Origin of the sequence: Pseudoxanthomonas sp. SGNA-20 (assembly GCF_003931635.1) — a bacterium.
GTDB lineage: Bacteria > Pseudomonadota > Gammaproteobacteria > Xanthomonadales > Xanthomonadaceae > Pseudoxanthomonas.
Genome location: NZ_RRYK01000001.1, coordinates 928,976 through 950,334, shown reverse-complemented (window position 1 = coordinate 950,334; position 21,359 = coordinate 928,976). Strand labels below are relative to the sequence as shown.

Below are 21,359 nucleotides of genomic sequence, written 5' to 3'. Positions count from 1 at the left end.
GCGCAGGGGGTATGGATGCAGCGGGCACGGGGCCCGGGATTGTGCCGGGCAAACCTTGGGGTGATTCCGCCCGGGGCGGAATCACTGCGCCCTGATCGCCACCGCCGGCAGGCCGCCTTCGGCCAGCGCCTGCTTGGCCGCGGCCAGCTCGCTGGCGCTGCCATACGGCCCCATGCGCACGCGGTACACGGTGCGCCCGCCGGCCTCGCCGGATTCCACCCGGGCGCTGAGCCCGAGCATGGCGATCTTGGCCTTCACTTCCTCCGCATCGCCGGGCGCGCCGAAGGCGCCGGCCTGCAGGATGTAGCGTGCCTCGCCCGTGCCGGTAGCGGCCTGGGCCGGCGCCGGCGGGGCGGGCGTGGGCGCACCGGCATCGCTGCCGGCGGCCGGCATGGCGGTGGAGGCGCCGGCCATGGCCGGGTCCGGCTCGCGCAACGGCACCGGGTCCGGGGCGCGGCCTTCCAGCGCATCGCGGGCGCGGCGCGCCTCCTCGCGTTCGCGGCGGGCCTGTTCCTCGCGCGCGCTGGCGGCCAGCTCGGCGTCGGACATGCGCACCTCGTTGCCCGGCAGCACGGTGTAGAAGTCGTACTGCGGCGGTGGCGGCGCGGCGGGGCGCGCCGGCTCGGCCGGCGCGGTCTCGGCGATGGCCTCCGGGTCGGCCACCGGCGGCGGCTGCGCGTCGGGATCGGCGCGCGGGCCGAAGCGGACGAAGCCGTCGCCGTCCTGCTTCAGCAGGCCTGGCGCGCCCAGCACCACCAGGGCGCCGAGCGCCAGGCCGGCCACCAGCCACACCCACGCCGGCCGGCCACTGCTGCCGTTGCGTCGTGCCTGGCTCTTGCCGCGTCTTGCCGCCATCGTCTTCCGGTCTCCGTAGCCTGGTGCCTTACATGCGCTCCGGCGCGCCCACGCCGAGCAGGCCCAGGCCGTTGGCCAGTACCTGCTGCACGGCGCGGGCCAGCGCCAGGCGCGCGTCGCGCAGCGGGGCCTCGTCCACCAGCACCGGCGTGTTCGCATACCAGGTGTGGAAAGCATAGGCCAGGTCGCGCAGGTACTGCGCCACCAGGTGCGGTTCCAGCGACTGGCCGGCCGCCTCCACCACCTCCGGGTAGCGCGACAGTTCCACGACCAGCGTCAGCGAGCCGTCGTCGTCCAGGCGGGCGAGGTTGGCCAGGCCGTTGTCCTGGTCGAAGGCGTAGCCCTTCTCCCCGGCCTGGCGGAACAGCGCGGCCACGCGGGCGTGGGCGTACTGCACGTAGAACACCGGGTTGTCGTTGCTCTGCTGGCGCGCCAGGTCGATGTCGAACACCAGCTGCGAGTCGGGCTTGCGCGCGACCAGGAACCAGCGGGTGGCGTCGCGGCCGACCTCGTCGATCAGGTCGCGCAGGGTCAGGTAGGAGCCGGCGCGCTTGGACAGCTTCACTTCCTCGCCGCCGCGCATCACCGTGACCATCTGGTGCAGCACGTACTCCGGCCAGCCCTGCGGGATGCCCACGTCCAGCGCCTGCAGGCCGGCGCGCACGCGCGCCAGCGAACCGTGGTGGTCGGCGCCCAGCTCGGTGATCGCGCGCTCGTAGCCGCGCTGCCACTTGCTCAGGTGGTAGGCCACGTCCGGCACGAAGTAGGTGTAGGTGCCGTCGGACTTGCGCATCACCCGGTCCTTGTCGTCGCCGAAGGTGGTGGTGCGCAGCCACAGGGCGCCGCCTTCCTCGTAGGTGTGGCCCTTGGCGGTGAGCTCGCGCACGGTCTCCTCGACCTTGCCGTCGCGGTACAGCGAGCTTTCCAGGAAGTAGATGTCGAACTCCACCCCGAACGCGGCCAGGTCCTGGTTCTGCTCGTTGCGCAGGTAGGCCACGGCGAAGCGGCGGATGGCCTCGATGTCCTCGGCGTCGCCGCTGCCGGTGACCGCGTGGCCCTCGATCTGCACGGTTTCGCCGCGGCGGTAGGCGTCGGCCACGTCCTGGATGTAGTCGCCGTTGTAGGCCTCCGCCGGCCACTGCGCGTCGCCCGGCTTGAGCCCGCGCAGGCGCGCCTGCACCGAGCGCGCCAGGTTCTCGATCTGCACGCCGGCGTCGTTGTAGTAGAACTCGCGCTTGACCTTCCAGCCGTTGGCGTCGAGCACGCGGGCGATGCAGTCGCCGATCGCCGCGGCGCGGCCGTGGCCCACGTGCAGCGGGCCGGTCGGGTTGGCCGAGACGTATTCCACGCCGGCGGTGCGGCCCTGGCCGGAGGTGTTGCGGCCGTACTCGGCGCCGTGGCGCAGCACGCCGGCGACCTCGCGCTGCCACGCGCCCGGGGCCAGGTGGAAGTTGATGAAGCCCGGCCCGGCGATCTCCACCCGGGCGATGTCGTCGCTGGCGGGGAAGGCCTCGACCAGCGCCTGGGCCAGCGCGCGCGGGTTGGTGCGCGCGGCCTTGGCCAGCAGCATCGCCGCGTTGGTGGCGAAGTCGCCATGCTCGCGGGTCTTGGGGCGCTCGATCACGAAGTCGGGCGTGGGGGCGTCGGCGGGCAGCTTGCCGGCGACGCGCAGGGCTTCGATACCCTGGCTGACCAGGGCCTTCAGGAGGATCTTCACGGGGGACCGGTTCTGCGGTTTGGCCGCCTATTTTACCCGGTCCGCGGGCCCGGGCCGATGCCCGCGCCGGCGGGGCCTAGAGCAGGCCGCGCGCGGCCATCGACACCGGCTCGCCGTCGCCGACCACGAAGTGGTCCAGCAGCCGCACCTCCACCAGGGACAGGGCCTGGCGCAGCCGGGCGGTGATGGCGCGGTCGGCGGCCGAGGGATCGGGGCAGCCGGAGGGATGGTTGTGGCCGACGATCACCGCCGCGGCGTTGTGCGCCAGGGCCCGGCGCACAACCTCGCGCGGGTGCACCTCGGCGCCGTCGATGGTGCCGGTGAACAGCTCCTCGAACGCCAGCGCCCGGTGGCGGTTGTCCAGGAACAGGGCGGCGAAGACCTCGTGCGGGCGCGGCCGCAGGCGGCGGGCGAAGTAGCGGCCGGCGCTGGCCGGGTCGGTCAGGGCCTCGCCGCGCTCCAGGGCGGCGGCCAGGTGGCGGTTGCCCAGTTCCAGGGCCGCGGCCAGGGCGCAGGCGCGGGCCGGACCCACCCCTGGCAGGCGCGCCAGCGCCCGCGGCGGCCGGTCCAGCAGGGCGCGCAACGGGCCGTGCGCGGCCAGCAGCTCGCGCGCGGTCTGCACCGCGTCGCGGCCGCGCAGGCCGGAGCCGAGGAACAGGGCCAGCAGTTCGGCGTCGGAGAGCGCCGCCGCGCCGTGCGCCAGCAGCTTCTCCCGTGGACGTTCACCGGCTGGCCAGTCGCGGATCCGCATATGCCCAAGGGTGCCGTCCGCGCAGGCTCGCGGGAATCAGGCGGAAGCGCCGCCTGGAGTAAGCTTGTAGCCCTTTCCCGGGTAGGAATTTCCAAGTGATTGCAACGGCCACCGCCGCCCTGGCGGGACAGCGGATCCTGTTGTGCGTCGGTGGCGGGATCGCCGCCTACAAGGCGCTGGAACTGGTGCGCCGCCTGCGCGACGCCGGCGCCCAGGTGCAGGTGGCGATGACCGCCGGCGCCCAGCAGTTCGTCACCCCGCTGAGCTTCCAGGCCCTGTCCGGGCATCCGGCGCGCACCACCCTGTGGGATACCGCCGCCGAACAGGCCATGGGCCACCTGGAGCTGGCACGCTGGGCCGACCGTGTGGTCGTGGCCCCGGCCACCGCCGACCTGCTGGCGCGCCTGGCCCACGGCCTGGCCGACGACCTGGTCACCACCCTGTGCCTGGCCACCGAGGCCCCGCTGGCGGTGGCCCCGGCGATGAACCACCGCATGTGGAAGCACCCGGCCACCGTGGCCAACGTCGAGCTGCTGCGCTCGCGCGGGGTGCAGGTGATCGGCCCGGACGACGGCCCGCTGGCCGAGGGCGAATCCGGCCCCGGCCGCCTGGCCGAGCCGGAGGCGATCGTCGCCGCCCTGGCCGGCGGCGCCGCCGCGGCCCCGGCCGCGGCCGCCACGCCGGGCCTGCTGCAGGGCCTGAAGGTGGTGGTCACCGCCGGCCCGACCTACGAGGACCTGGATCCGGTGCGCTACCTGGGCAACCGCAGCAGCGGCAAGATGGGCTTCGCCGTGGCCGCCAGCGCCGCCCGCGCCGGCGCGGAGGTGGTGCTGGTCGCCGGTCCGGTGCAGCTGCCGACCCCGCCGGGGGTGCAGCGGGTGGACGTGCGCTCGGCCGAGCAGATGCGCCAGGCGGTGTTCGCCGCGTTGCCGGCGGACATCTACATCGGCGCCGCCGCGGTGGCCGACTACACCCCGCGCGCGTTCTCGCCGAGCAAGATCAAGAAGACCGGCACCGGCCAGGTGCTGGCCCTGGACCTGGTGCGCACCCCGGACATCCTGGCCGAGGTGGCCGCGCGCGAGGACGCCGGGCTCAAGCTGGTGGTGGGTTTCGCTGCCGAAACCGACAACGTGGCCGACTATGCGCGGCAGAAACTGACGTCCAAGCGCCTGGACCTGATCATCGCCAACCGCGTGGGCGTGCCCGGCGCCGGGTTCGAGAGCGACACCAACGCGATGACCGCGTTCTGGCCGGGTGGCGAGCGCGACTTCGCCTCCGCGCCCAAGGTGCAGCTGGCCGACGCCCTGGTGGCGCTGGTGGCCGAGAGGCTGCAGGCATGAGCTCCCGGGTGCTGGAGGTGAAGCTGCTGGACCCGCGCTTCGGCGACAGCTGGCCGCTGCCGGCCTACGCCACCGAGTCCAGCGCCGGCATGGACCTGCGCGCGGCGATCGAGGCTCCGCTGGTGCTGCGGCCCGGCGACGCCGCGCTGGTCCCCAGCGGCCTGGCGATCCACATCGGCGACCCGAACCTGTGCGCGCTGGTGCTGCCGCGCTCGGGCCTGGGCCACCGCCACGGCATCGTGCTGGGCAACGGCACCGGCCTGATCGACGCCGACTACCAGGGGCCGCTGCTGATCAGCACCTGGAACCGGGGCCGGGAAGCCTTCACCATCGAGCCGGGCGACCGCATCGCCCAGCTGGTGTTGGCACCAATCGTGCGAGCGGAACTGAAGGTAGTGGACACGTTCGCGGCCAGCGCCCGGGGAGAGGGCGGTTTCGGCCACACGGGCGTACGGTGAAACAGGGGGCGGGGATGAAGCAGAAGGACGCGGGTCCGGGGCTGTCGCAGGTCCGGCGGGGGGCGCTGCTGCTGGCGGCATTGCTGGCGCTGCTGGCCGGCTGGTTCGCCTGGAGCGGGGTGCGGCAATGGCAGGCCGACCAGCGCCTGGCGCAGCTGGAGGCGGCGCGCGACCAGGTGGTCGAGGCCACCGCCGCGGCGGTGCGGGCGCAGACCCGCGCCCTGGCCGGCCGCCTGGAAAGCGCCGCGGTCGCCGCCGCCCTGGAGGCCGGCGATGCCGAAGCGGCCGCCGCCGCCCTGGTGGACGGCTGGGACAAGGCCGAGCAGGCGCAGGTGCTGCGAGCCGACCTGGCCGCGGCGCATGCCGACGCGGCGACCTTCGGCTACGCCCGCCTGGCCCTGCTGCAGCGCGCGCTGGCGCAGGACGAGGCGGTCGCCACGGTGGTGCGTGACGCCGACCGCATCGCCCTGGGCGTGGCGGCGCCGGTCCGCCTGGGCCAGGACGCCGCGGTCGCCTACGTGCGCCTGCCGCTGGGCGTGCTGACCGCCGCGACCGAGGCCGCGGCGGTGCCCGACGGCGCCTACCTGGCCCTGCGCCAGGGCAACTACAACGTGCTCGAGCGCGGCGACGCCGGCCTCGGCGGCAGCGCCGACGTGCTGTCGCGCCCGGTCGGCCAGGAGGGCCTGCGCGCCGCCGCGGCGGCGCCGGATCCGGGCGCCGGCCCGTTCGGGCTGGGCGCGCTGCCGTGCCTGGCAGCGGCGGCGGTGCTGGCGCTGGGCGTGCTGGTGGCGCTGCTGGCCGCCGGCGGCAAGCTGCGGCGGCGCCGCAGCGCCGCCCCGGCGCCGGTGGACGAGGCCCCGACCCTGGGCCAGACCCTGAAGCAGGAGCCGCGCCCGGCACCGGCCGCTTCCACCCCGGCCGCGGCCCCGGCCGCACCGGCGCCGGCGCCGGAAGACGACGTCGCGGTGGACCCGGCGATCTTCCGCGCCTACGACATCCGCGGCGTGGTCGGCAGCCAGCTGGACGCGAAGGTGGCCGCGCGCATCGGCCAGGCGATCGGCACGGTGATGGCCGAGGAAGGCCTCACCGACATCGTGGTCGGGCGCGACGGCCGCCTGTCCGGGCCGGAGCTGGTCGAGGGCCTGGTCGAGGGCCTGCGCAAGGCAGGCCGCAATGTCATCGACATCGGCATGGTGCCGACCCCGGTGGTGTACTTCGCCGCCTACCACCTGCGCGCCGGCAGCGGCGTGGCGGTGACCGGCAGCCACAACCCGCCGGACTACAACGGCTTCAAGATCGTGGTCGGCGGCCAGACCCTGTCCGGGGAGGCGATCGTCGACCTGTACGCACGCATCCGCGACGGCCGCCTGCGCAGCGACGCCCCGGGCAGCTACGCCACCCAGGACGTGGCCGAGGACTACGTCCGCCGGATCGCCGACGACGTGCAGCTGGAGCGCCCCCTCAAGGTGGTGGCCGACGCCGGCAACGGCGTGGCCGGCGAGATCGCGCCGCGCCTGCTGGAGGCGATCGGCGCCGAGGTGGTGCCGCTGTACTGCGACGTCGACGGCACCTTCCCCAACCACCACCCGGACCCGAGCGAGCCGCGCAACCTCGAGGACCTGGTGCAGACCGTCCGCCAGTTCGACGCCGACCTGGGCGTGGCCTTCGACGGCGACGGCGACCGCCTGGGCGTGGTCACCCGCGAGGGCCGCATCGTCTACGCCGACCGCCTGCTGATGCTGTACGCGGCCGACGTCCTGCAGCGCAACCCGGGCGCGATGGTGATCTACGACGTCAAGTGCACCGGCCGCCTGCAGGACTACATCCTGCGCCACGGCGGCAGCCCGCAGATGTGGAAGACCGGGCACTCGCTGATCAAGGCCAAGATGCGCGAGACCGAGGCCGAGCTGGCCGGCGAGATGAGCGGCCACTTCTTCTTCAAGGAGCGCTGGTACGGCTTCGACGACGGCCTGTACGCGGCCGCGCGCCTGCTGGAGATCCTGGCCGGCCGCTTCGAGGCGCCCTCGGAGGTGCTGGACGCGCTGCCGGACAGCGTGTCCACCCCGGAGATCAAGGTCGCGCTGGAGGACGGCGAGGACCCGCACGCGCTGGTGGAGCGGTTCACCGCCGCGGCCCAGGCCGAGGATTCGGCGTTCGCCGGCGCGCGCCTGACCACCATCGACGGCCTGCGCGCGGACTGGAACGATGGCTGGGGCCTGCTGCGCGCCTCCAACACCACCCCGGTGCTGGTGCTGCGCTTCGAGGCCGACGACGAGCCGGCGCTGGCGCGGATCCGCACCCTGTTCCGCGAGCAGCTGCAGCCGCTGCTGCCCGGGCGCACCCTGCCGTTCTGAGCGGAGCGGGGCCGCCGCGCCGCGGGCGCGGCCGGCGGCCTTACTGCGCCGCGGCGGTGGCCGGTGCAGCGGCGGTGGTGCCGGACTTCAGCGCCCGGTAGCGCTCCAGGGTGGCCTCGATCTCGCCGTCCAGCGCCGCGCGCTGGCGCTCGAAATTGCGCTGCAGCAGCTGGTGGTACAGCAGCTGCGCATGGCGCTGGCGGATGTCGGCGGCCAGCTTCTCGGCCACCGGCTTGCCGGCCAGTTCGCGCTCGGCGGCGGTGCGCAGCAGGGTGACCAGGCCCTCGCGCAGGCTGGCCACGTTGTAGCGCGCGGTCTCGATGCTGTTCTCCACCAGGGTGACGCGCTCGCTGAACACCCGGCGCAGTTCGTTCTCGTCCTGGAAGGTGATGAGCATCGCCTGCTCGGTGCGGCGCCGGGTCTCCTCGGCCATCGCATCCAGCTGCCGGCGCTGCTCCTCCTCGGCCAGCGCGGCGCGTTCCTCCGGGGTCAGCGCGCGCTGCACCTGGCCGGTGCGCATGCCGCTGCTGGCGCTGATCTCGTCGCGCGCCATCCCGGCCGCTTCCGCCGGCAGGGTGTCGGCGCACACGCGCTGCCCGTCCTGGTCCCAGCAATAGAGCTTCTTGTTGGCGGCCTTCTGCTGCGCCATCGCCGGCGCCGGCAGCAGGACCAGTGCCGCCAGCATCGCCAGCGGACGGATGTGTTGCGGCGTCACGGCAGCCCCCTGCGCTGTCAGTCAGCCCGTGTGGTCGCAGCCGTAGCGGGCGCGGTAGGCCAGCAACGGTGCGTGGTACGCCGCCAGTGTGTCGTTTCCGGCGGCGAATGCAAGCAGGTCGGCCAGCCCGGCCACCGCCACCACCGGCACCCCGGCCTCCGCCGCCACCGCCTGCGCGGCGGAGCGGCGGTCCTGCTCGGAGGCGATCTCCTGGCGGTCCAGCGCGACCACGATCCCGGCCACGGTGCCGCCGGCGGCGGCGATGATCCCCAGTGCCTCGCGGATCGCGGTGCCGGCGGTGATCACGTCGTCCACCACCAGCACCCGGCGCCCGGCCAGCGGCGCGCCGACCAGGGTGCCGCCCTCGCCGTGGTCCTTGGCTTCCTTGCGGTTGAACGCCAGCGGCAGGTCGCGGCCGCGGCCGGCGTACTCGCAGGCCAGCGCGGTGGCCAGCGGAATGCCCTTGTAGGCCGGGCCGAACACCACGTCGAACTGCAGCCTGGCCGCGTCCACCGCGTCGGCGTAGCAGGCGGCCAGGCCGGCCAGGCGCGCGCCGCTGTCGAAGCGGCCGGCATTGAAGAAATAGGGCGAGACACGGCCGGACTTGAGGGTGAACTCGCCGAAGCGCAGGGCGTCGGCGTCCAAGGCCAGCTGCAGGAAGCGGGTGCGGTGGTCGGACATGGGGATGGCGGCGGTGGGACGGCGGCATAGGATACGGCCGCGGCGCGCCGCGGAGGCAGCGCCGGCGGGCGCGATTGGGTAGGCTGTCGGCCTGTTTTTCCGACCCGTCCCCGCATGCGCATCATCAGCTTCAACGCCAACGGCATCCGCTCGGCCGCCAGCAAGGGCTTCTTCGACTGGCTGGCCGGCCAGGACGCGGACGTGGTCTGCCTGCAGGAAACCAAGTCGCAGGAGCACCAGCTGGCCGACGCCTGCTTCCGCCCCGACGGCCACCACTGCTTCTACCGCGATGCCACCAGCAAGAAGGGCTACAGCGGCGTGGCGATCTACGCCCGGCGCGAGCCGGACGAGGTGCGCACGGTGCTGGGCCGGCCGGACTTCGACGAGGAGGGGCGCTACATCGAGGCGCGCTTCGGCAACCTCAGCGTGGTCTCGTTCTACATCCCCTCCGGCTCCTCCGGCGAGCTGCGCCAGGGCTACAAGTTCCAGGTCATGGAGTGGCTGAAGCCGGTGCTCGACGAGTGGCTGGCCAGCGGCCGCGACTACGTGCTGTGCGGCGACTGGAACATCGTCCGCTGCCGCAAGGACATCCGGAACTGGACCTCCAACCAGAAGAATTCGGGCTGCCTGCCGCCGGAGCGCGCCTGGCTCAACGGCATGATCGGCCCGGACGAGGGCAGCGACGGCACCCCGCCGCGACCCGGCGGCTGGGTCGACGCCTACCGCGCGCTGCATCCGCAGGGCGAGGACTACACCTGGTGGAGCAACCGTGGCGCGGCGCGCGCCAACAACGTGGGGTGGCGGATCGACTACCAGTTCGTCACCCCGTCGCTGAAACCGCGCCTGCGCGGCTGCTCGATCTACCGCGAGCAGCGCTTCTCCGACCACGCCCCGTTCATCGTCGACTACGAAGGCGCGCTGCCGTGAACGCGCCCGCGGGCGAGCCGCCGCGCTACAAGGGCTGGGCCGGCATCCGCCGCGCCTTCGGCACGCCGTCGGCGCTGACCCTGGCGCTGCTGGGCTTCGGCTGCGGCCTGCCGTTCCTGCCGGTGGCCTCGATGACCCTGTCCACCCGCCTGCGCGACGGCGGCCTGGACCTGGCCAGCATCGGCCTGATCAGCCTGGCCAGCTTCTTCTACCTGCTGAAGTTCCTGTGGGCGCCGCTGCTGGACCGCTACGTGTTCGCGCCGCTGGGGCTGCTCGGACGGCGCCGCTCGTGGCTGCTGGCGGCGCAGCTGGGCGTGGCGGCGGGCCTGGCCGCGCTGGCCTTCACCCGCCCGGAGCTGGGCGTGGGCCCGCTGGTGGGCTGGGTGCTGTTCACCTCCTTCGCCGGCGCCACCCAGGACTCGGTGGTCGACGCCTACCGCATCGAGGTCGCCCCGGCGCAGGCCCAGGCCGCGCTGGCGGCCACCTATACCCTGGGCTACCGCATCGGCCTGATCCTCGGCGGCGCCGGCGCGCTTTACCTGGCCGAGTTCGGCGGCTGGACCGTGGCCTACCTGGCGATGGCGGCGCTGATGCTGGCGCCGGCGCTGGCGACGCTGCTGTCGCGCGAGCCGGCGGTGCCGGAGGCCACCGTGGTGCGCCGGATCGATTTCCTCGGCGCGTTCTGGCAGCCGTTCTCCAGCTTCTTCGCCAACAACGGCCTGGCCCTGGGCCTGGCCCTGCTGCTGTTCGTCGGCCTGTTCAAGTTCCCCGACCAGGTGATCGGGGTGATGGCCGGCCCGTTCTACCTGGACAGCGGCTACAGCAAGGCCGACATCGCCACCGTGTCCAAGCTGTACGGCATCTGGGCCGGGATCGGCGGCGCGTTCCTGGGCGGGTTGTGCGTGGCCGCGTTCGGCTTCCGCCGCATGCTGTTCGTCGCCGCCCTCGGCGTGGCGCTGTCGAACCTGGCGTTCCTGCTGATGAGCCAGTACCCGTCGCAGATCTGGGCGTTCTACGCGGCGATCACCGTGGACAACGTGGCCCAGGGCTTCGCCGGCACGGTGCTGGTGGCGTTCATGTCCTCGCTGACCGACCGCAACTTCACCGCCACCCAGTTCGCGCTGCTGGTGTCGCTGGCCAACCTGCCGGGCAAGTTCGCCGGCGGCGTGTCCGGCTACGTGGTCGAGGCCACCTCGTACGCGACCTTCTTCGTGCTGTCGGCGCTGACCGTGGTCCCGACCCTGGCCCTGCTGGCCTGGCTGTGGCCGCGGATCCGCGAGGCCGGGGCCGACCCGGCACGCTGACGGCGGCCGGCGACTCGTATGCGGCGGCGCTTCGTGGCAGTCTTTGCCCCGCCCCCCACCGAGCCGCCAAGGCCATGCCCGACCTGGTGTTGCGCGACATCGACCCGATCCTGGCCGAGCGCATCCAGCGCGTCGCCCAGGCCCGCGGCTGGCCGCTGCGGGAAGCCGTGATCCGGCTGCTGGAGCAGGGCCTGTTCGCGGCCGAGGAAGAGGTGCGCGCGGGCTTCGAGAACCAGGAAGTGGAGGCGCTGGCCGAGGCCATCGCCGCGCTCAAGCTGCTGCCGGCCGGGCGGGACTTCTGAGCCCGCCGGCCGGCGATCCGCCGCCTCAGTGGCGTCCGGAGGCGCGCCGCGCCTGCAGCAGCGCCGCGCCGGCGCGGGCGTGGCCGCGCGCGGCCAGGGCCTTGCGCTGCTCGCGGATGCGCTGGGCGGCATAGGTGAGGGCCGAGGCCATGATCAGGGTGTAGGCCAGCAGCTCGGTGCATTCCTCGGCCGCGTTCTTGAACACGCGCACGTAGTTCTCCGCCAGCAGGCCGTGCCACAGCGTGGTCATGCCGAACAGGCGCGAATAGATCAGCAGCAGCACCAGGCCGATGGTCATCACCGCCGCCGGGCGCGAGCGCAGGAAGCGCGCGGTGGCGTCCAGGGTGGCCTGGCGCTGGCGCAGGGCGTAGCCGAGGCTGGCGGCGGCCAGGGCCGCGACCAGGATCGACCACAGGCCGCGGAACAGCAGGTCCCAGACCGCGTCCAGCTCGCGGATCAGCATGCAGCCGAAGAAGCCGGCCGCCAGCACGGCGAAGCCGCGCTCGTCCGCGCGGGCGCGGGCCAGGCGCACGAACGCCAGCACGGTGGCGACCAGGAAGCCGAGCTGGGTCAGCTCGACCAGCGACCATTCGCCCACGTTGTCGCCCAGCAGCTGGATGTCGGCGTACAGCAGCGCCACCGGGGTGGCCATGACCAGCGCCAGCAGCGCGGAACGGCCCAGGTGGGCCAGCAGGATGTGCCGTTGTTTTTCCATGTCCAAACCCTCGGGGGAGGCGCGCGGGGCCCGGTCGGGGGCGGGCCTGGGGGGGGGGGGGGGGACGCGCGCGTTGGGTAGCGGAATTTTAATTTTGGCAGCCGCCCCCGGCAGCCCGGCCCGTGGAACATTGCGTCATCGCTGCTTCAGCTGCGCGGGCGTCGCGCGGCTGTACGCGGGCCGGCCGCGTGGCACCCTGCGCAGTGCCAGGCACGGAGGAACGCGAACCATGACCCTGCGAATGCGGGCGGTACAGGCCGACATCACCACCCTGGCGGTGGACGCCATCGTCAATGCCGCCAATTCCTCGCTGCTGGGCGGCGGCGGGGTCGACGGCGCGATCCACCGCGCCGCCGGGCCGGGCCTGCTGGAGGAGTGCCGCGCGCTGGGCGGCTGCCCGACCGGCGAGGCGCGGATCACCGCCGGCCACCGCCTGCCGGCGCGGCACGTGATCCACACCGTCGGCCCGGTGTGGCGCGGCGGCCAGGCCGGCGAACCGGAACTGCTGGCGGCCTGCTACCGCAACAGCCTGGCCCTGGCCGAGGCGCATGGCTGCGCCAGCGTCGCCTTCCCCTCGATCAGCACCGGCGTGTACGGCTATCCACCGGACCTGGCGGCGCCGCTGGCGCTGGCCACGGTGGCGGGGTTCCCGGCGCGGGTGGTGCGGGAAGTGCTGTTCTGCTGCTTCTCGGCGGCCGACCTGGCGCGCTACCAGCGCCTGCTGGCCGGCGCCTGAGCCGGCTCAGGGCAGCGGCAGCGGCTCGTCGAACACCGCCACGTGCGGCACCCCGTCGGCGCCGATCCAGCCGCGGTACATGCCGCCGGTGTTGAACGGCAGGGCGATGCTGCCGTCCGCGCCCAGGGCGATGGCGCCGCCGTTGCCGCCGGCGGCGGGGATGTCGCGGTTGATCACCTCCGCGGCCGCCTGCACCAGCGGCTGCCCGGCCAGCCGCACCCGCGCGCAGATCTCGTGCGCGGCGGCGGCGCGGATGTAGTACTCGCCCCAGCCGGTGCCGGACACCGCGCAGCGGGCGTCGGCCCAGGTGCCGGCACCGATGATCGGGGAGTCGCCGATCCGGCCCCAGCGCTTGTTGGTCATGCCGCCGGTGGAGGTGCCGGCGGCCAGGCCGCCGCGCGCGTCCAGCGCCACCGCGCCGACCGTGCCGAAGTAGGGGTGCGCCGGCGCGGCGGCGGCCTGGCCCTGCTCGCGTGCCCGCGCCTGCTGCAGCTGGCGCCAGCGCTTGTCGGTGCGGAACCAGGACGGATCGACCAGCTCGATGCCCCGGGCCGCGGCGAAGGCCTCGGCGCCCTCGCCGGCGAGCATCACGTGCGGGGAGGCTTCCATCACCGCGCGCGCCAGGCGGATCGGGTTGCGCACCCGGCGCACCCCGGCGATCGCGCCGGCGCGGCCGCTGGTGCCGTCCATGACCGCCGCGTCCAGCGCGTTGTGGCCGTCGTGGGTGAACACCGCGCCGCGGCCGGCATTGAACTCCGGCGCGTCCTCCAGCACCGCGATCGCGGCAGTCACCGCGTCCAGCGCCGCGCCGCCCTCGCGCAGCACCGCGTGCCCGGCCTGCAGCGCCCGGGCCAGGGCCTGGCGCGCGGCGGCTTCCTCGGCGGCCGCCAGGCTGCCTCGCTCCACCCCGGCGCCGCCATGCAGCACCAGCAGTGGCGCCGCCGCCGGGGCGCCGTCGTGTACCGGATCGGACTGCACTCCGGCCTGGGCGCGGGCCGCGAGCATCGCGCCCAGTGCCAGCCAGGCCGCCATCCAGGTCCCGCCACGCTTGCCCATTGCCATCCTCCTCTTCCGGTGCGGCGCGCGGCGCCGCGCTCAGGCCGGGTGCACCACGCCCAGCACGCGGGGTCCGCGCGCGCCGGTGACCGCCGCCAGGTTGCCGGGGCGCCCGGCCAGGGTTTCGCGCGCCAGCCAGGCGAACGCCATCGCTTCCACGAAATCCGGGTCCAGGCCGTAGGCCGCGGTGGACTCGACCGCCACCTGCGGCAGGCGCGCGCCCAGCCGCGCCATCAGCACGGGGTTGCGCACGCCGCCGCCGCATACCAGCACGCGCGCGGTGCCGGGCTGGTGCGCCTGCAGCGCGTCCGCGACGGTGGCGGCGGTCAGTTCCAGCAGGGTGGCCTGCACGTCGGCCGCGGGCTCGCCGCGCAGGCGCGCTTCCACCCACTCCAGGTGGAACTGCTCGCGGCCGGTGCTCTTGGGCGGTGGCAGGGCGAACCAGGGCTCGTCCAGCAGCCGTGCCAGCAGCGCCTGGTCCACGCTGCCGGAGGCGGCGAACGCGCCGCCGGCGTCGAACGCCGCGCCGGTATGGCGCAGGCACCAGGCATCGAGCAGGGCGTTGGCCGGGCCGGTGTCGAAGCCGCGTATCGCGCCGGCGCGCGGCAGCAGGGTGTAGTTGCCGATCCCGCCGAGGTTGAGCACGGCGCGGTCCTCGGCCGGCGAATGCAGCAGGGCGGCGTGGAACGCCGGCACCAGCGGCGCGCCCTGGCCACCGGCGGCGACGTCGCGGCGGCGGAAGTCGCAGACCGTGGCGATGCCGGTGCGCTCGGCGATCACCGCGCCGTCGCCGACCTGCAGGGTGAACGGCGCCGGGCCGTGCGGGCGGTGGCGCAGGGTCTGGCCGTGCGAGCCGATCGCCGCCACCTGCGCCGGCGCCACCCCGGCCTGGCGCAGCAGGGCCAGGGCCGCGGCGGCGAAGGCCTCGCCCACCTGCACGTCCAGCCGGCCCAGCTCGTCCAGCGACTGCGGCTCGCCGCCCTGGCCGATCGCGACCAGGCGTGCGCGCACGGCTTCTTCCCAGGGATGGGTATGGGCGGCGACCAGGCGCAGGCCCGCGGTGGCGGGGCCGTCGGGGAATTCGACCAGCGCCGCGTCGATGCCGTCGGCGCTGGTGCCCGAGATCAGGCCAAGGAAGAGTCGGGACATGCGCGCCATTGTAGGCGCGGGCGCCGGCTCAGCCGCGCTTGCCGGCGGCCTTGTCCGCCTCCGCCTTGGGTGCGCTGGCGTAGAGCAGTTGCTCCATCGACTCGATGCGCGCCAAGGTCGGCGCGGTCTGCTGCCGGAACGCGGCCAGGGCGGCGCCCTTGAGCGGCTCCGGTGGCGGCATGGTCACCGACAGCGGGTTGCGGTGCTGGCCGTTGACCCGGAATTCATAGTGCAGGTGCGGGCCGGTGGCCAGGCCGGTGGAGCCGACGTAGCCGATCACCGTGCCCTGGGACACGTGCTGGCCCTGGCGGATCTTGCCGAAGCGCGACATGTGCGCGTACAGCGTGGTGTGGCCCTTGCCGTGGTCGAGGATCACCACGTTGCCGTAGCCACGCTGCTGGCCGACGAACTGCACCCTGGCGTCGCCGGCGGCCATGATCGGGGTGCCGGTGCTGGCGGCGTAGTCCACGCCCTTGTGCATGCGCATCTTGCCCAGCACCGGGTGGTGGCGCGCGCCGAACTTGGACGACAGCCGCGCATACGGGATCGGCATGCGGATGAAGCTCTTCTTCAGCGGGCGCCCGTCGGGGGTGTAGTAGCCGACCTTGCCCTCGTGCTCGAAGCGCACGCCGGTGTAGGTCTTGCCGCCGGTGGTGAAGCTTGCCGCCAGGATGCGGCCGCCGCCGATGCGCTCGCCCTCGCGCCAGGTCTCCTCGATCACGGCGCTGAAGCGGTCGCCGCGCTGCACGTCCTTGAAGTCGATGTCGTACTTGAAGATCTCGTCGGTCATCACCGCGATCGAGGCCGGGCTCAGGCCGGCCTTGCGCCCGGCGGCGTACAGCGAGTGCTCGATCTCGGCGCTGGCCACCGCGATCCGGGTGGTGGTGGCGCGCTCGAGCACCTTCTGGTGGATCTTGCCGCCGGCCAGGGTCAGCTCGACCCGCTCGGTCGGGCTGCGGTCGAAGCGGAAGCCGTGCAGCTGCCCGTCCTCGCCCAGGGCGAAGGCCAGTTCGGCGCCGGGACGCAGGCGGCTGAGCGGCTCGCGGTTGCCGGGCTGCTCGAGGATCTGGTGCATCACCTGGCTGGACACGCCCATCGCCGCGAACAGCGCGCCCAGGGTCTGGCCGGGCTGGATCTGGACCACTTCCCACTGGTGCCCGGGCTGGGCCGCGGTGGGCGCGCGCACGGTCAGCGGCGGCAGGCTCAGCGGCAGGGTGGCGTGCAGCCGGGTCTGCGGCTCCAGCTGTGCGGAGAATCCGGGGATGATGGTGGCGATCAGGGCGCCGAGGGTGGCGAACAGGCTGGCGTGGACCCAGTGGCGGCGGGTCCAGCGGGTGTTGAAGGCCGCCGGGAAGCGTTTCTTCAGCTTGAGCTTGTGGCGGAGGGTTCTGTGGTGGAGGATCCCGAGCCGGTCGTGGAACTGCTGCTTGCGCACGCGGTGTTCGGTCAGGGGCATTGGACGGCTTCCTTCACGGGACCCCGGAATGCGGCCCACCGCCGCGTACCTTAGACACATGAAATCCATGCGTCAAACCATTGAAGAACCTGAACTTTCCGGTGGCGCCCCCGTTAACTAGCACTTAACATGACGTTCAAGTTTGTCAGCCCCCTTCCCCCGACTTCCCGCTGGAGCAGAACGTGCCTTCCGTCGAAGAATCCCTTGCCCTGATCGGTCGCGGCGCCGACGAGATCCTCAAGCCCGAGGAGCTGGAGGCGCGGCTGAAGCTTGGCCGCCCGCTGCGGGTCAAGGCCGGCTTCGACCCCACCGCGCCGGACCTGCACCTGGGCCATACGGTGCTGCTGAACAAGATGCGCCAGTTCCAGGACCTGGGCCACCAGGTGATCTTCCTGATTGGCGACTTCACCGGGATGATCGGCGACCCCACCGGCAAGAGCGCCACCCGCAAGCCGCTGACCCGCGAGGACGTGCTGGCCAACGCCCAGACCTACGCCGAGCAGGTGTTCAAGGTGCTGGACCGCGAGCGCACCGAGGTCCGCTTCAACAGCGAGTGGTTCGGCAAGATGTCGGCGGCGGACATGATCCGCCTGGCCGGCCAGCACACCGTGGCGCGCATGCTCGAGCGCGACGACTTCTCCAAGCGCTTCGCCGCGCAGCAGTCGATCGCCATCCACGAGTTCCTGTACCCGCTGGTGCAGGGCTACGACTCGGTGGCGCTGCAGGCCGACGTCGAGCTGGGCGGCACCGACCAGAAGTTCAACCTGCTGATGGGCCGCGGCCTGCAGGAGCACTACGGGCAGGCGCCGCAGATCGTGCTGACCATGCCGCTGCTGGAAGGCCTGGACGGCGTGAACAAGATGAGCAAGTCGCTGGGCAACTACATCGGCATCGCCGAAGCCGCGATCGACATCGTCAACAAGACGATGAAGATCGGCGACGAGCTGATGTGGAAGTGGATCGAGCTGCTCAGCTTCGAGATCTCCGCCGCCGAGGCGCGCAAGCTGCGCGAGGAGGTCGCCGCCGGCCTCAATCCGCGCGACGTCAAGCTGCGCCTGGCGCGCGAGCTGGCCACCCGCTTCCACGACGCCGCCGCGGCCGAGACCGCGATCGCCGGCTGGCACGCCGCGGTCACCGGCCAGGGCGATACCTCGCTGCTGCCGCTGCAGGACGTGGCCGTTCCGGCCGAGGGCCTGCGCATCGCCGCCCTGCTGACCGCCGCCGGCATCACCCCGTCCAACTCCGAGGCCAACCGCAAGCTCAAGGAGCGCGCGGTCAAGGTCGACGGCGAAGTGGTCGAGGACGCCTCGCGGGTATTCACCCCGGGCTTCGAAGGCGTGCTGCAGGTGGGCAAGCGCAACTTCGCGCGGGTGCGCCTGGTCGCCGCCTGAGCCCGGCGGCCGGCGGATGGAAAAGGGGCGCCGATGGCGCCCCTTTCCGTTTCCTACGTGGCTGGCCGCGGCTCAGTCGCCCAGGGTCAGCAGCGAGGCGTTGCCGCCGGCGGCGGTGGTGTTGATGGTCACCGTCTTCTCGGTGGCGAAGCGCAGCAGGTAGTGCGGGCCGCCGGCCTTGGGGCCGGTGCCGGACAGGCCCTGGCCGCCGAACGGCTGCACGCCCACCACCGCGCCGATCTGGTTGCGGTTGACGTAGACGTTGCCGACCTTGGCCCGCGCCACGATGTGCTCGACGGTCCCGTCGATGCGCGAGTGGATGCCCAGGGTCAGGCCGTAGCCGGTGGCGTTGACCTGGTCGATCACCGCGTCCAGCTGGTCGGCCTTCCAGCGGACCACGTGCAGCACCGGGCCGAACACCTCGCGCTGCAGCTGCGAAAGCGACTGCAGCTCGTAGGCGCGCGGGGCGAAGAAGCTGCCGTGCTCCAGCGCCGGATCCAGCGGCGCCACCGCGATCGCGCGCGCCTCCTGGTCCATGCGCGCGGCGTGCGCCTTGAGCATCTCCAGCGCGTCGGCGTCGATCACCGGGCCGACGTCGGTGGCCAGCAGCGCCGGGTCGCCAACCTGCAGCTCGGCCATTGCGCCGGCCAGCATGGTGGTGACCTTGTCGGCGATGTCCTCCTGCACGAACAGCACGCGCGCGGCCGAGCAGCGCTGGCCGGCGGAGGTGAAGGCGCTGGCGATGGCGTCCTTGACCAGCTGCTCGGGCAGGGCCGAGGAATCGGCAATCAGCGCGTTCTGGCCACCGGTCTCGGCGATCAGCACGGCGATGCCGGCGTCCTCGCGCGCGGCCAGGGCGCGGTTGATCGCGCGCGCGGTCTCGGTCGAGCCGGTGAAGGCCACGCCGGCCACGCGCGCGTCGCTGGTGAGCGCGGCGCCGACGCTGGCGCCGTCGCCGGGCACGAACTGCAGCACCGCCTCCGGCACGCCGGCCTCGTGCAGCAGTTGCACCGCGGCGTGGCCGACCAGGCTGGTCTGCTCGGCCGGCTTGGCCACCACCGCGTTGCCGGCGGCCAGGGCCGCGGCCACCTGGCCGAGGAAGATCGCCAGCGGGAAGTTCCACGGGCTGATGCACGCGAACACGCCGCGGCCCTGCAGCTGCAGCTGGTTGGACTCGCCGGTCGGGCCCGGCATCTGCTCCGGGGCGCCGAACTTCGCCCGTGCCTGGGCGGCGTAGTAGCGCAGGAAGTCGACCGCCTCGCGTACCTCGGCCACCGAGTCGGGGATGGTCTTGCCGGCCTCGCGCACGCACATGGCCATGAACTGCGGCATGCGCTGCTCCAGCAGGTCGGCGGCGTGCTCCAGGATCGCGGCGCGGCTGGCGGCCGGGGTGCGGTCCCACTGCGGCTGCGCGGCCACGGCATTGGCCAGGGCGCGGTCGACGGTGGCCTCGTTGCCCGGCTGCCATTGGCCGACGACCTGGCGGCGGTCGGCCGGGTTGCGCACCACCACCGGCTCGAGCACGGCATCGAGTGCTCCGGGCACCAGCGGCGCGGCGCGCCAGAGGCCGGTATGCGCGGCCATCTGCGCGGCCAGTCCGGCAAGTGCGTTGTCGTCGGCGAGGTTGAGGCCCATGGAGTTGTTCCTGTCCAAGCCCTGGTGGCTGTAGAGGTCGCGCGGAAGCGGGATGCGCGGGTGGGGGATGGAGTCGAAACCGGAGACCACGGCCACCGGATCGCGCACCAGTTCGGCCACCGGCACCTCCTCGTCGGTGATGCGGTTGACGAAGCTGGAGTTGGCGCCGTTCTCCAGCAGGCGGCGGACCAGGTACGGCAACAGGTCCTCGTGGCTGCCGACCGGCGCGTACACCCGGCAGGGCACGCCCAGGCGGTCGGCCGGCACCACCTCGGCGTAGAGGTCGTCGCCCATGCCGTGCAGCTTCTGGTGCTCGTACGGGCGGCCATCGGCGATGGCGCGGATCGCGGCGATGGTCTGCGCGTTGTGGGTGGCGAACATCGGGTAGATCGCGTCGCCGTGCTCGAACATGCGCCGCGCCGTGGCCAGGTAGGACACGTCGGTGTTCTGCTTGCGGGTGAACACCGGATAGCCGGCCAGGCCTTCGACCTGGGCGCGCTTGATTTCCGCGTCCCAGTACGCCCCCTTGACCAGGCGCACCGGGATGCGGCGGCCTACGCGGCGGGCCAGGTCGGCGAGGAAGTCGATCACGTACGGCGCGCGCTTCTGGTAGGCCTGCACCGCCAGGCCGTAGCCTTCCCAGCCCTCGAGCGAGGGATCGGAGAAGGTGGCCTCGATGATGTCCAGCGACAGCTCCAGGCGCTCGCTCTCCTCGGCGTCGACGGTGTAGCCGATGCCGTAGGAGCGGGCCAGCTGCGCAAGCTCAAGCACCGCCGGGGCCAGCTCGGCCAGCACCCGCCCGCGCTTGGCGTGCTCGTAGCGCGGATGCAGGGCCGAGAGCTTGATCGAGATGCCGTGGGCGCGGGTGACGTCGCCGCCCGGGCCGCCGCCGCGGGCGAGGTTGTCCTTGCCGATGGCGTGGATGGCGCGCTTGTAGTCCTCCAGGTAGCGGCGCGCGTCCTTCGTGGTCAGCGCGCCCTCGCCGAGCATGTCGAAGGAATAGCGGTAGCCGGCGTTGTCGCCCTTGTGCGAGCGGGCCAGCGCCTCCTCGATGGTGCGGCCCATGACGAACTGGTGGCCCATGATCCGCATCGCCTGGCGCACGGCCAGGCGCACCACCGGCTCGCCGATGCGCGCCACCAGGCGCTTGAACGCGCCGGGCACGTCGTGGCGGGTGGCGTCGTTGAGCTGCACCAGGCGGCCGGTGAGCATCAGGCCCCAGGTCGAGGCGTTGACCAGCACCGATTCGCTCTGGCCCAGGTGCTTCTCCCAGTCGGCGTCGCCGAGCTTGTCGCGGATCAGCTTGTCGGCCGTTTCCTGGTCGGGGATGCGCAGCAGCGCCTCGGCCACGCACATCAGCAGTACGCCTTCCTCGCTGCCCAGGTCGTACTGGCGCATGAAGGCCTCGATCGCGCCCTGGTCGGCGGCGCGGGCGCGCACGCGGCGGACCAGGTCGGTGGCGAGGGCCTCGACCTCGGCCTGGCGGGCGGGGTCCAGGCGCGCCTGCTCCAGCAGCTCGCGCACATGGGTGGTCTCGTCGCGCAGCCAGGCGGCGGTGATGGCTGCGCGCAGGGGCGAAGCGGTGCCAGGCGGCAGCTCCTGGCAGGGGACGGTCAGGGCGGACATGGGTCGACTCGGAACGGGGCGGCCGGAGGGCCGCCGTGCGAGCGCATCTTCGCCGCCGGGCGTGGCGGCTGGATTGATCGATTCCCCCGGCGCGGCCGCGGGGGGCGGCACAAACGCAGCGCGCGCGGGCCGCGTCCCCAGCCTGGTCCACCGGCGGGCGGATGGCGTGAACGCCGGCGTCGCCTGCCTGT

At 73.4% G+C, this 21,359-nt stretch carries 18 protein-coding genes; 8 read left to right on the top strand and 10 right to left on the bottom strand.

Annotated features, from left to right (window positions below; genetic code table 11):
- Positions 1 to 81: 81 nt before the first annotated feature.
- The 3 genes from EIM48_RS04240 to radC all read right to left on the bottom strand — a co-directional run bounded on the left by EIM48_RS04240 (position 82) and on the right by radC (position 3,323).
- The gene (locus EIM48_RS04240) at positions 82 to 855 is read right to left on the bottom strand and encodes an SPOR domain-containing protein (protein WP_026010292.1); all 774 of its coding nucleotides are present in this window, start codon (positions 853 to 855) and stop codon (positions 82 to 84) included.
- 28 nt (positions 856 to 883) lie between these two features.
- The gene (gene argS, locus EIM48_RS04235) at positions 884 to 2,572 is read right to left on the bottom strand and encodes an arginine--tRNA ligase (protein ID WP_028914380.1); all 1,689 of its coding nucleotides are present in this window, start codon (positions 2,570 to 2,572) and stop codon (positions 884 to 886) included.
- Positions 2,573 to 2,648: 76 nt separating this feature from the next.
- Positions 2,649 to 3,323 carry a DNA repair protein RadC gene (radC, locus tag EIM48_RS04230; RefSeq protein ID WP_125076345.1) on the bottom strand — a complete coding sequence of 225 codons (675 nt, stop codon included), beginning with the start codon at positions 3,321 to 3,323 and terminating at the stop codon, positions 2,649 to 2,651.
- 95 nt (positions 3,324 to 3,418) lie between these two features.
- On the opposite strand from radC, the gene coaBC reads away from it, so the two are divergent.
- Genes coaBC through EIM48_RS15515 form a run of 3 tightly spaced genes read left to right on the top strand, consistent with a single transcriptional unit; the run spans position 3,419 to position 7,475 of the window.
- Positions 3,419 to 4,663, top strand: a complete 1,245-nt coding sequence (gene coaBC / locus EIM48_RS04225) for a bifunctional phosphopantothenoylcysteine decarboxylase/phosphopantothenate--cysteine ligase CoaBC (RefSeq protein ID WP_051403594.1) — start codon at positions 3,419 to 3,421, stop codon at positions 4,661 to 4,663.
- Positions 4,660 to 5,121, top strand: a complete 462-nt coding sequence (gene dut / locus EIM48_RS04220) for a dUTP diphosphatase (protein WP_125111132.1) — start codon at positions 4,660 to 4,662, stop codon at positions 5,119 to 5,121. The genes coaBC and dut overlap by 4 nt, the downstream gene beginning before the upstream one ends.
- Positions 5,122 to 5,135: 14 nt before the next feature.
- Complete coding sequence (locus EIM48_RS15515; protein ID WP_125111131.1) at positions 5,136 to 7,475, top strand: phosphomannomutase/phosphoglucomutase; 2,340 nt, start codon at positions 5,136 to 5,138, stop codon at positions 7,473 to 7,475.
- Positions 7,476 to 7,515: 40 nt separating this feature from the next.
- Here the strand turns inward: EIM48_RS15515 and EIM48_RS04210 are convergent, their stop codons facing one another.
- Together EIM48_RS04210 and pyrE are read right to left on the bottom strand one after the other, a co-directional pair.
- Positions 7,516 to 8,160, bottom strand: coding sequence for a hypothetical protein (locus tag EIM48_RS04210; protein WP_037034215.1), 645 nt, complete (start codon positions 8,158 to 8,160; stop codon positions 7,516 to 7,518).
- Positions 8,161 to 8,211: 51 nt separating this feature from the next.
- Complete coding sequence (gene pyrE, locus EIM48_RS04205) at positions 8,212 to 8,871, bottom strand: orotate phosphoribosyltransferase (protein WP_019398613.1); 660 nt, start codon at positions 8,869 to 8,871, stop codon at positions 8,212 to 8,214.
- Between the two features lie 114 nt (positions 8,872 to 8,985).
- Between pyrE and EIM48_RS04200 the strand changes: the two genes are divergently transcribed.
- The 3 genes from EIM48_RS04200 to EIM48_RS04190 all read left to right on the top strand — a co-directional run bounded on the left by EIM48_RS04200 (position 8,986) and on the right by EIM48_RS04190 (position 11,404).
- Positions 8,986 to 9,798, top strand: a complete 813-nt coding sequence (locus EIM48_RS04200) for an exodeoxyribonuclease III (RefSeq protein WP_019398612.1) — start codon at positions 8,986 to 8,988, stop codon at positions 9,796 to 9,798.
- The gene (locus tag EIM48_RS04195) at positions 9,795 to 11,102 is read left to right on the top strand and encodes an MFS transporter (protein WP_125111130.1); all 1,308 of its coding nucleotides are present in this window, start codon (positions 9,795 to 9,797) and stop codon (positions 11,100 to 11,102) included. The genes EIM48_RS04200 and EIM48_RS04195 overlap by 4 nt, the downstream gene beginning before the upstream one ends.
- A gap of 74 nt (positions 11,103 to 11,176) precedes the next feature.
- Positions 11,177 to 11,404, top strand: a complete 228-nt coding sequence (locus tag EIM48_RS04190; RefSeq protein ID WP_028914386.1) for a hypothetical protein — start codon at positions 11,177 to 11,179, stop codon at positions 11,402 to 11,404.
- A 25-nt stretch (positions 11,405 to 11,429) separates the two neighbouring features.
- Here the strand turns inward: EIM48_RS04190 and EIM48_RS04185 are convergent, their stop codons facing one another.
- The gene (locus tag EIM48_RS04185) at positions 11,430 to 12,119 is read right to left on the bottom strand and encodes a hypothetical protein (RefSeq protein ID WP_125111129.1); all 690 of its coding nucleotides are present in this window, start codon (positions 12,117 to 12,119) and stop codon (positions 11,430 to 11,432) included.
- Positions 12,120 to 12,348: 229 nt separating this feature from the next.
- On the opposite strand from EIM48_RS04185, the gene EIM48_RS04180 reads away from it, so the two are divergent.
- Entirely contained in the window at positions 12,349 to 12,855 is a 507-nt protein-coding gene (locus EIM48_RS04180) for an O-acetyl-ADP-ribose deacetylase (RefSeq protein ID WP_125111128.1), read from the top strand.
- Positions 12,856 to 12,861: 6 nt separating this feature from the next.
- Here EIM48_RS04180 and EIM48_RS04175 read toward each other — a convergent pair whose 3' ends face one another.
- The 3 genes from EIM48_RS04175 to EIM48_RS04165 all read right to left on the bottom strand — a co-directional run bounded on the left by EIM48_RS04175 (position 12,862) and on the right by EIM48_RS04165 (position 16,516).
- Entirely contained in the window at positions 12,862 to 13,887 is a 1,026-nt protein-coding gene (locus EIM48_RS04175) for an isoaspartyl peptidase/L-asparaginase (RefSeq protein ID WP_125111241.1), read from the bottom strand.
- 63 nt (positions 13,888 to 13,950) lie between these two features.
- Positions 13,951 to 15,069 (bottom strand): anhydro-N-acetylmuramic acid kinase, encoded by a 1,119-nt coding sequence (locus EIM48_RS04170; protein ID WP_026010177.1) that lies wholly within the window; start codon positions 15,067 to 15,069, stop codon positions 13,951 to 13,953.
- 19 nt (positions 15,070 to 15,088) lie between these two features.
- Entirely contained in the window at positions 15,089 to 16,516 is a 1,428-nt protein-coding gene (locus EIM48_RS04165; protein WP_028914389.1) for a peptidoglycan DD-metalloendopeptidase family protein, read from the bottom strand.
- A 182-nt stretch (positions 16,517 to 16,698) separates the two neighbouring features.
- On the opposite strand from EIM48_RS04165, the gene tyrS reads away from it, so the two are divergent.
- Positions 16,699 to 17,907: a tyrosine--tRNA ligase gene (gene tyrS / locus EIM48_RS04160; RefSeq protein WP_028914390.1), complete on the top strand. Its 1,209-nt coding sequence runs from the start codon at positions 16,699 to 16,701 to the stop codon at positions 17,905 to 17,907.
- Between the two features lie 72 nt (positions 17,908 to 17,979).
- On the opposite strand, the gene putA is transcribed toward tyrS, so the two are convergent.
- Entirely contained in the window at positions 17,980 to 21,168 is a 3,189-nt protein-coding gene (putA, locus tag EIM48_RS04155; protein WP_125111127.1) for a bifunctional proline dehydrogenase/L-glutamate gamma-semialdehyde dehydrogenase PutA, read from the bottom strand.
- Positions 21,169 to 21,359: the final 191 nt, after the last annotated feature.

Excerpts from the sequence above, each read along its gene's own strand:
- EIM48_RS04240 (WP_026010292.1), bottom strand. The coding sequence starts at position 855 with ATGGCGGCAAGACGCGGCAAGAGCCAGGCACGACGCAACGGCAGCAGT.
- radC (WP_125076345.1), bottom strand. The coding sequence starts at position 3,323 with ATGCGGATCCGCGACTGGCCAGCCGGTGAACGTCCACGGGAGAAGCTG.
- dut (WP_125111132.1), top strand. The coding sequence starts at position 4,660 with ATGAGCTCCCGGGTGCTGGAGGTGAAGCTGCTGGACCCGCGCTTCGGC.
- EIM48_RS15515 (WP_125111131.1), top strand. The coding sequence starts at position 5,136 with ATGAAGCAGAAGGACGCGGGTCCGGGGCTGTCGCAGGTCCGGCGGGGG.
- EIM48_RS04210 (WP_037034215.1), bottom strand. The coding sequence starts at position 8,160 with ATGCTGGCGGCACTGGTCCTGCTGCCGGCGCCGGCGATGGCGCAGCAG.
- pyrE (WP_019398613.1), bottom strand. The coding sequence starts at position 8,871 with ATGTCCGACCACCGCACCCGCTTCCTGCAGCTGGCCTTGGACGCCGAC.
- EIM48_RS04200 (WP_019398612.1), top strand. The coding sequence starts at position 8,986 with ATGCGCATCATCAGCTTCAACGCCAACGGCATCCGCTCGGCCGCCAGC.
- EIM48_RS04190 (WP_028914386.1), top strand. The coding sequence starts at position 11,177 with ATGCCCGACCTGGTGTTGCGCGACATCGACCCGATCCTGGCCGAGCGC.
- EIM48_RS04185 (WP_125111129.1), bottom strand. The coding sequence starts at position 12,119 with ATGGAAAAACAACGGCACATCCTGCTGGCCCACCTGGGCCGTTCCGCG.
- EIM48_RS04180 (WP_125111128.1), top strand. The coding sequence starts at position 12,349 with ATGACCCTGCGAATGCGGGCGGTACAGGCCGACATCACCACCCTGGCG.
- EIM48_RS04175 (WP_125111241.1), bottom strand. The coding sequence starts at position 13,887 with ATGGCGGCCTGGCTGGCACTGGGCGCGATGCTCGCGGCCCGCGCCCAG.
- EIM48_RS04170 (WP_026010177.1), bottom strand. The coding sequence starts at position 15,069 with ATGGCGCGCATGTCCCGACTCTTCCTTGGCCTGATCTCGGGCACCAGC.
- EIM48_RS04165 (WP_028914389.1), bottom strand. The coding sequence starts at position 16,516 with ATGCCCCTGACCGAACACCGCGTGCGCAAGCAGCAGTTCCACGACCGG.
- putA (WP_125111127.1), bottom strand. The coding sequence starts at position 21,168 with ATGTCCGCCCTGACCGTCCCCTGCCAGGAGCTGCCGCCTGGCACCGCT.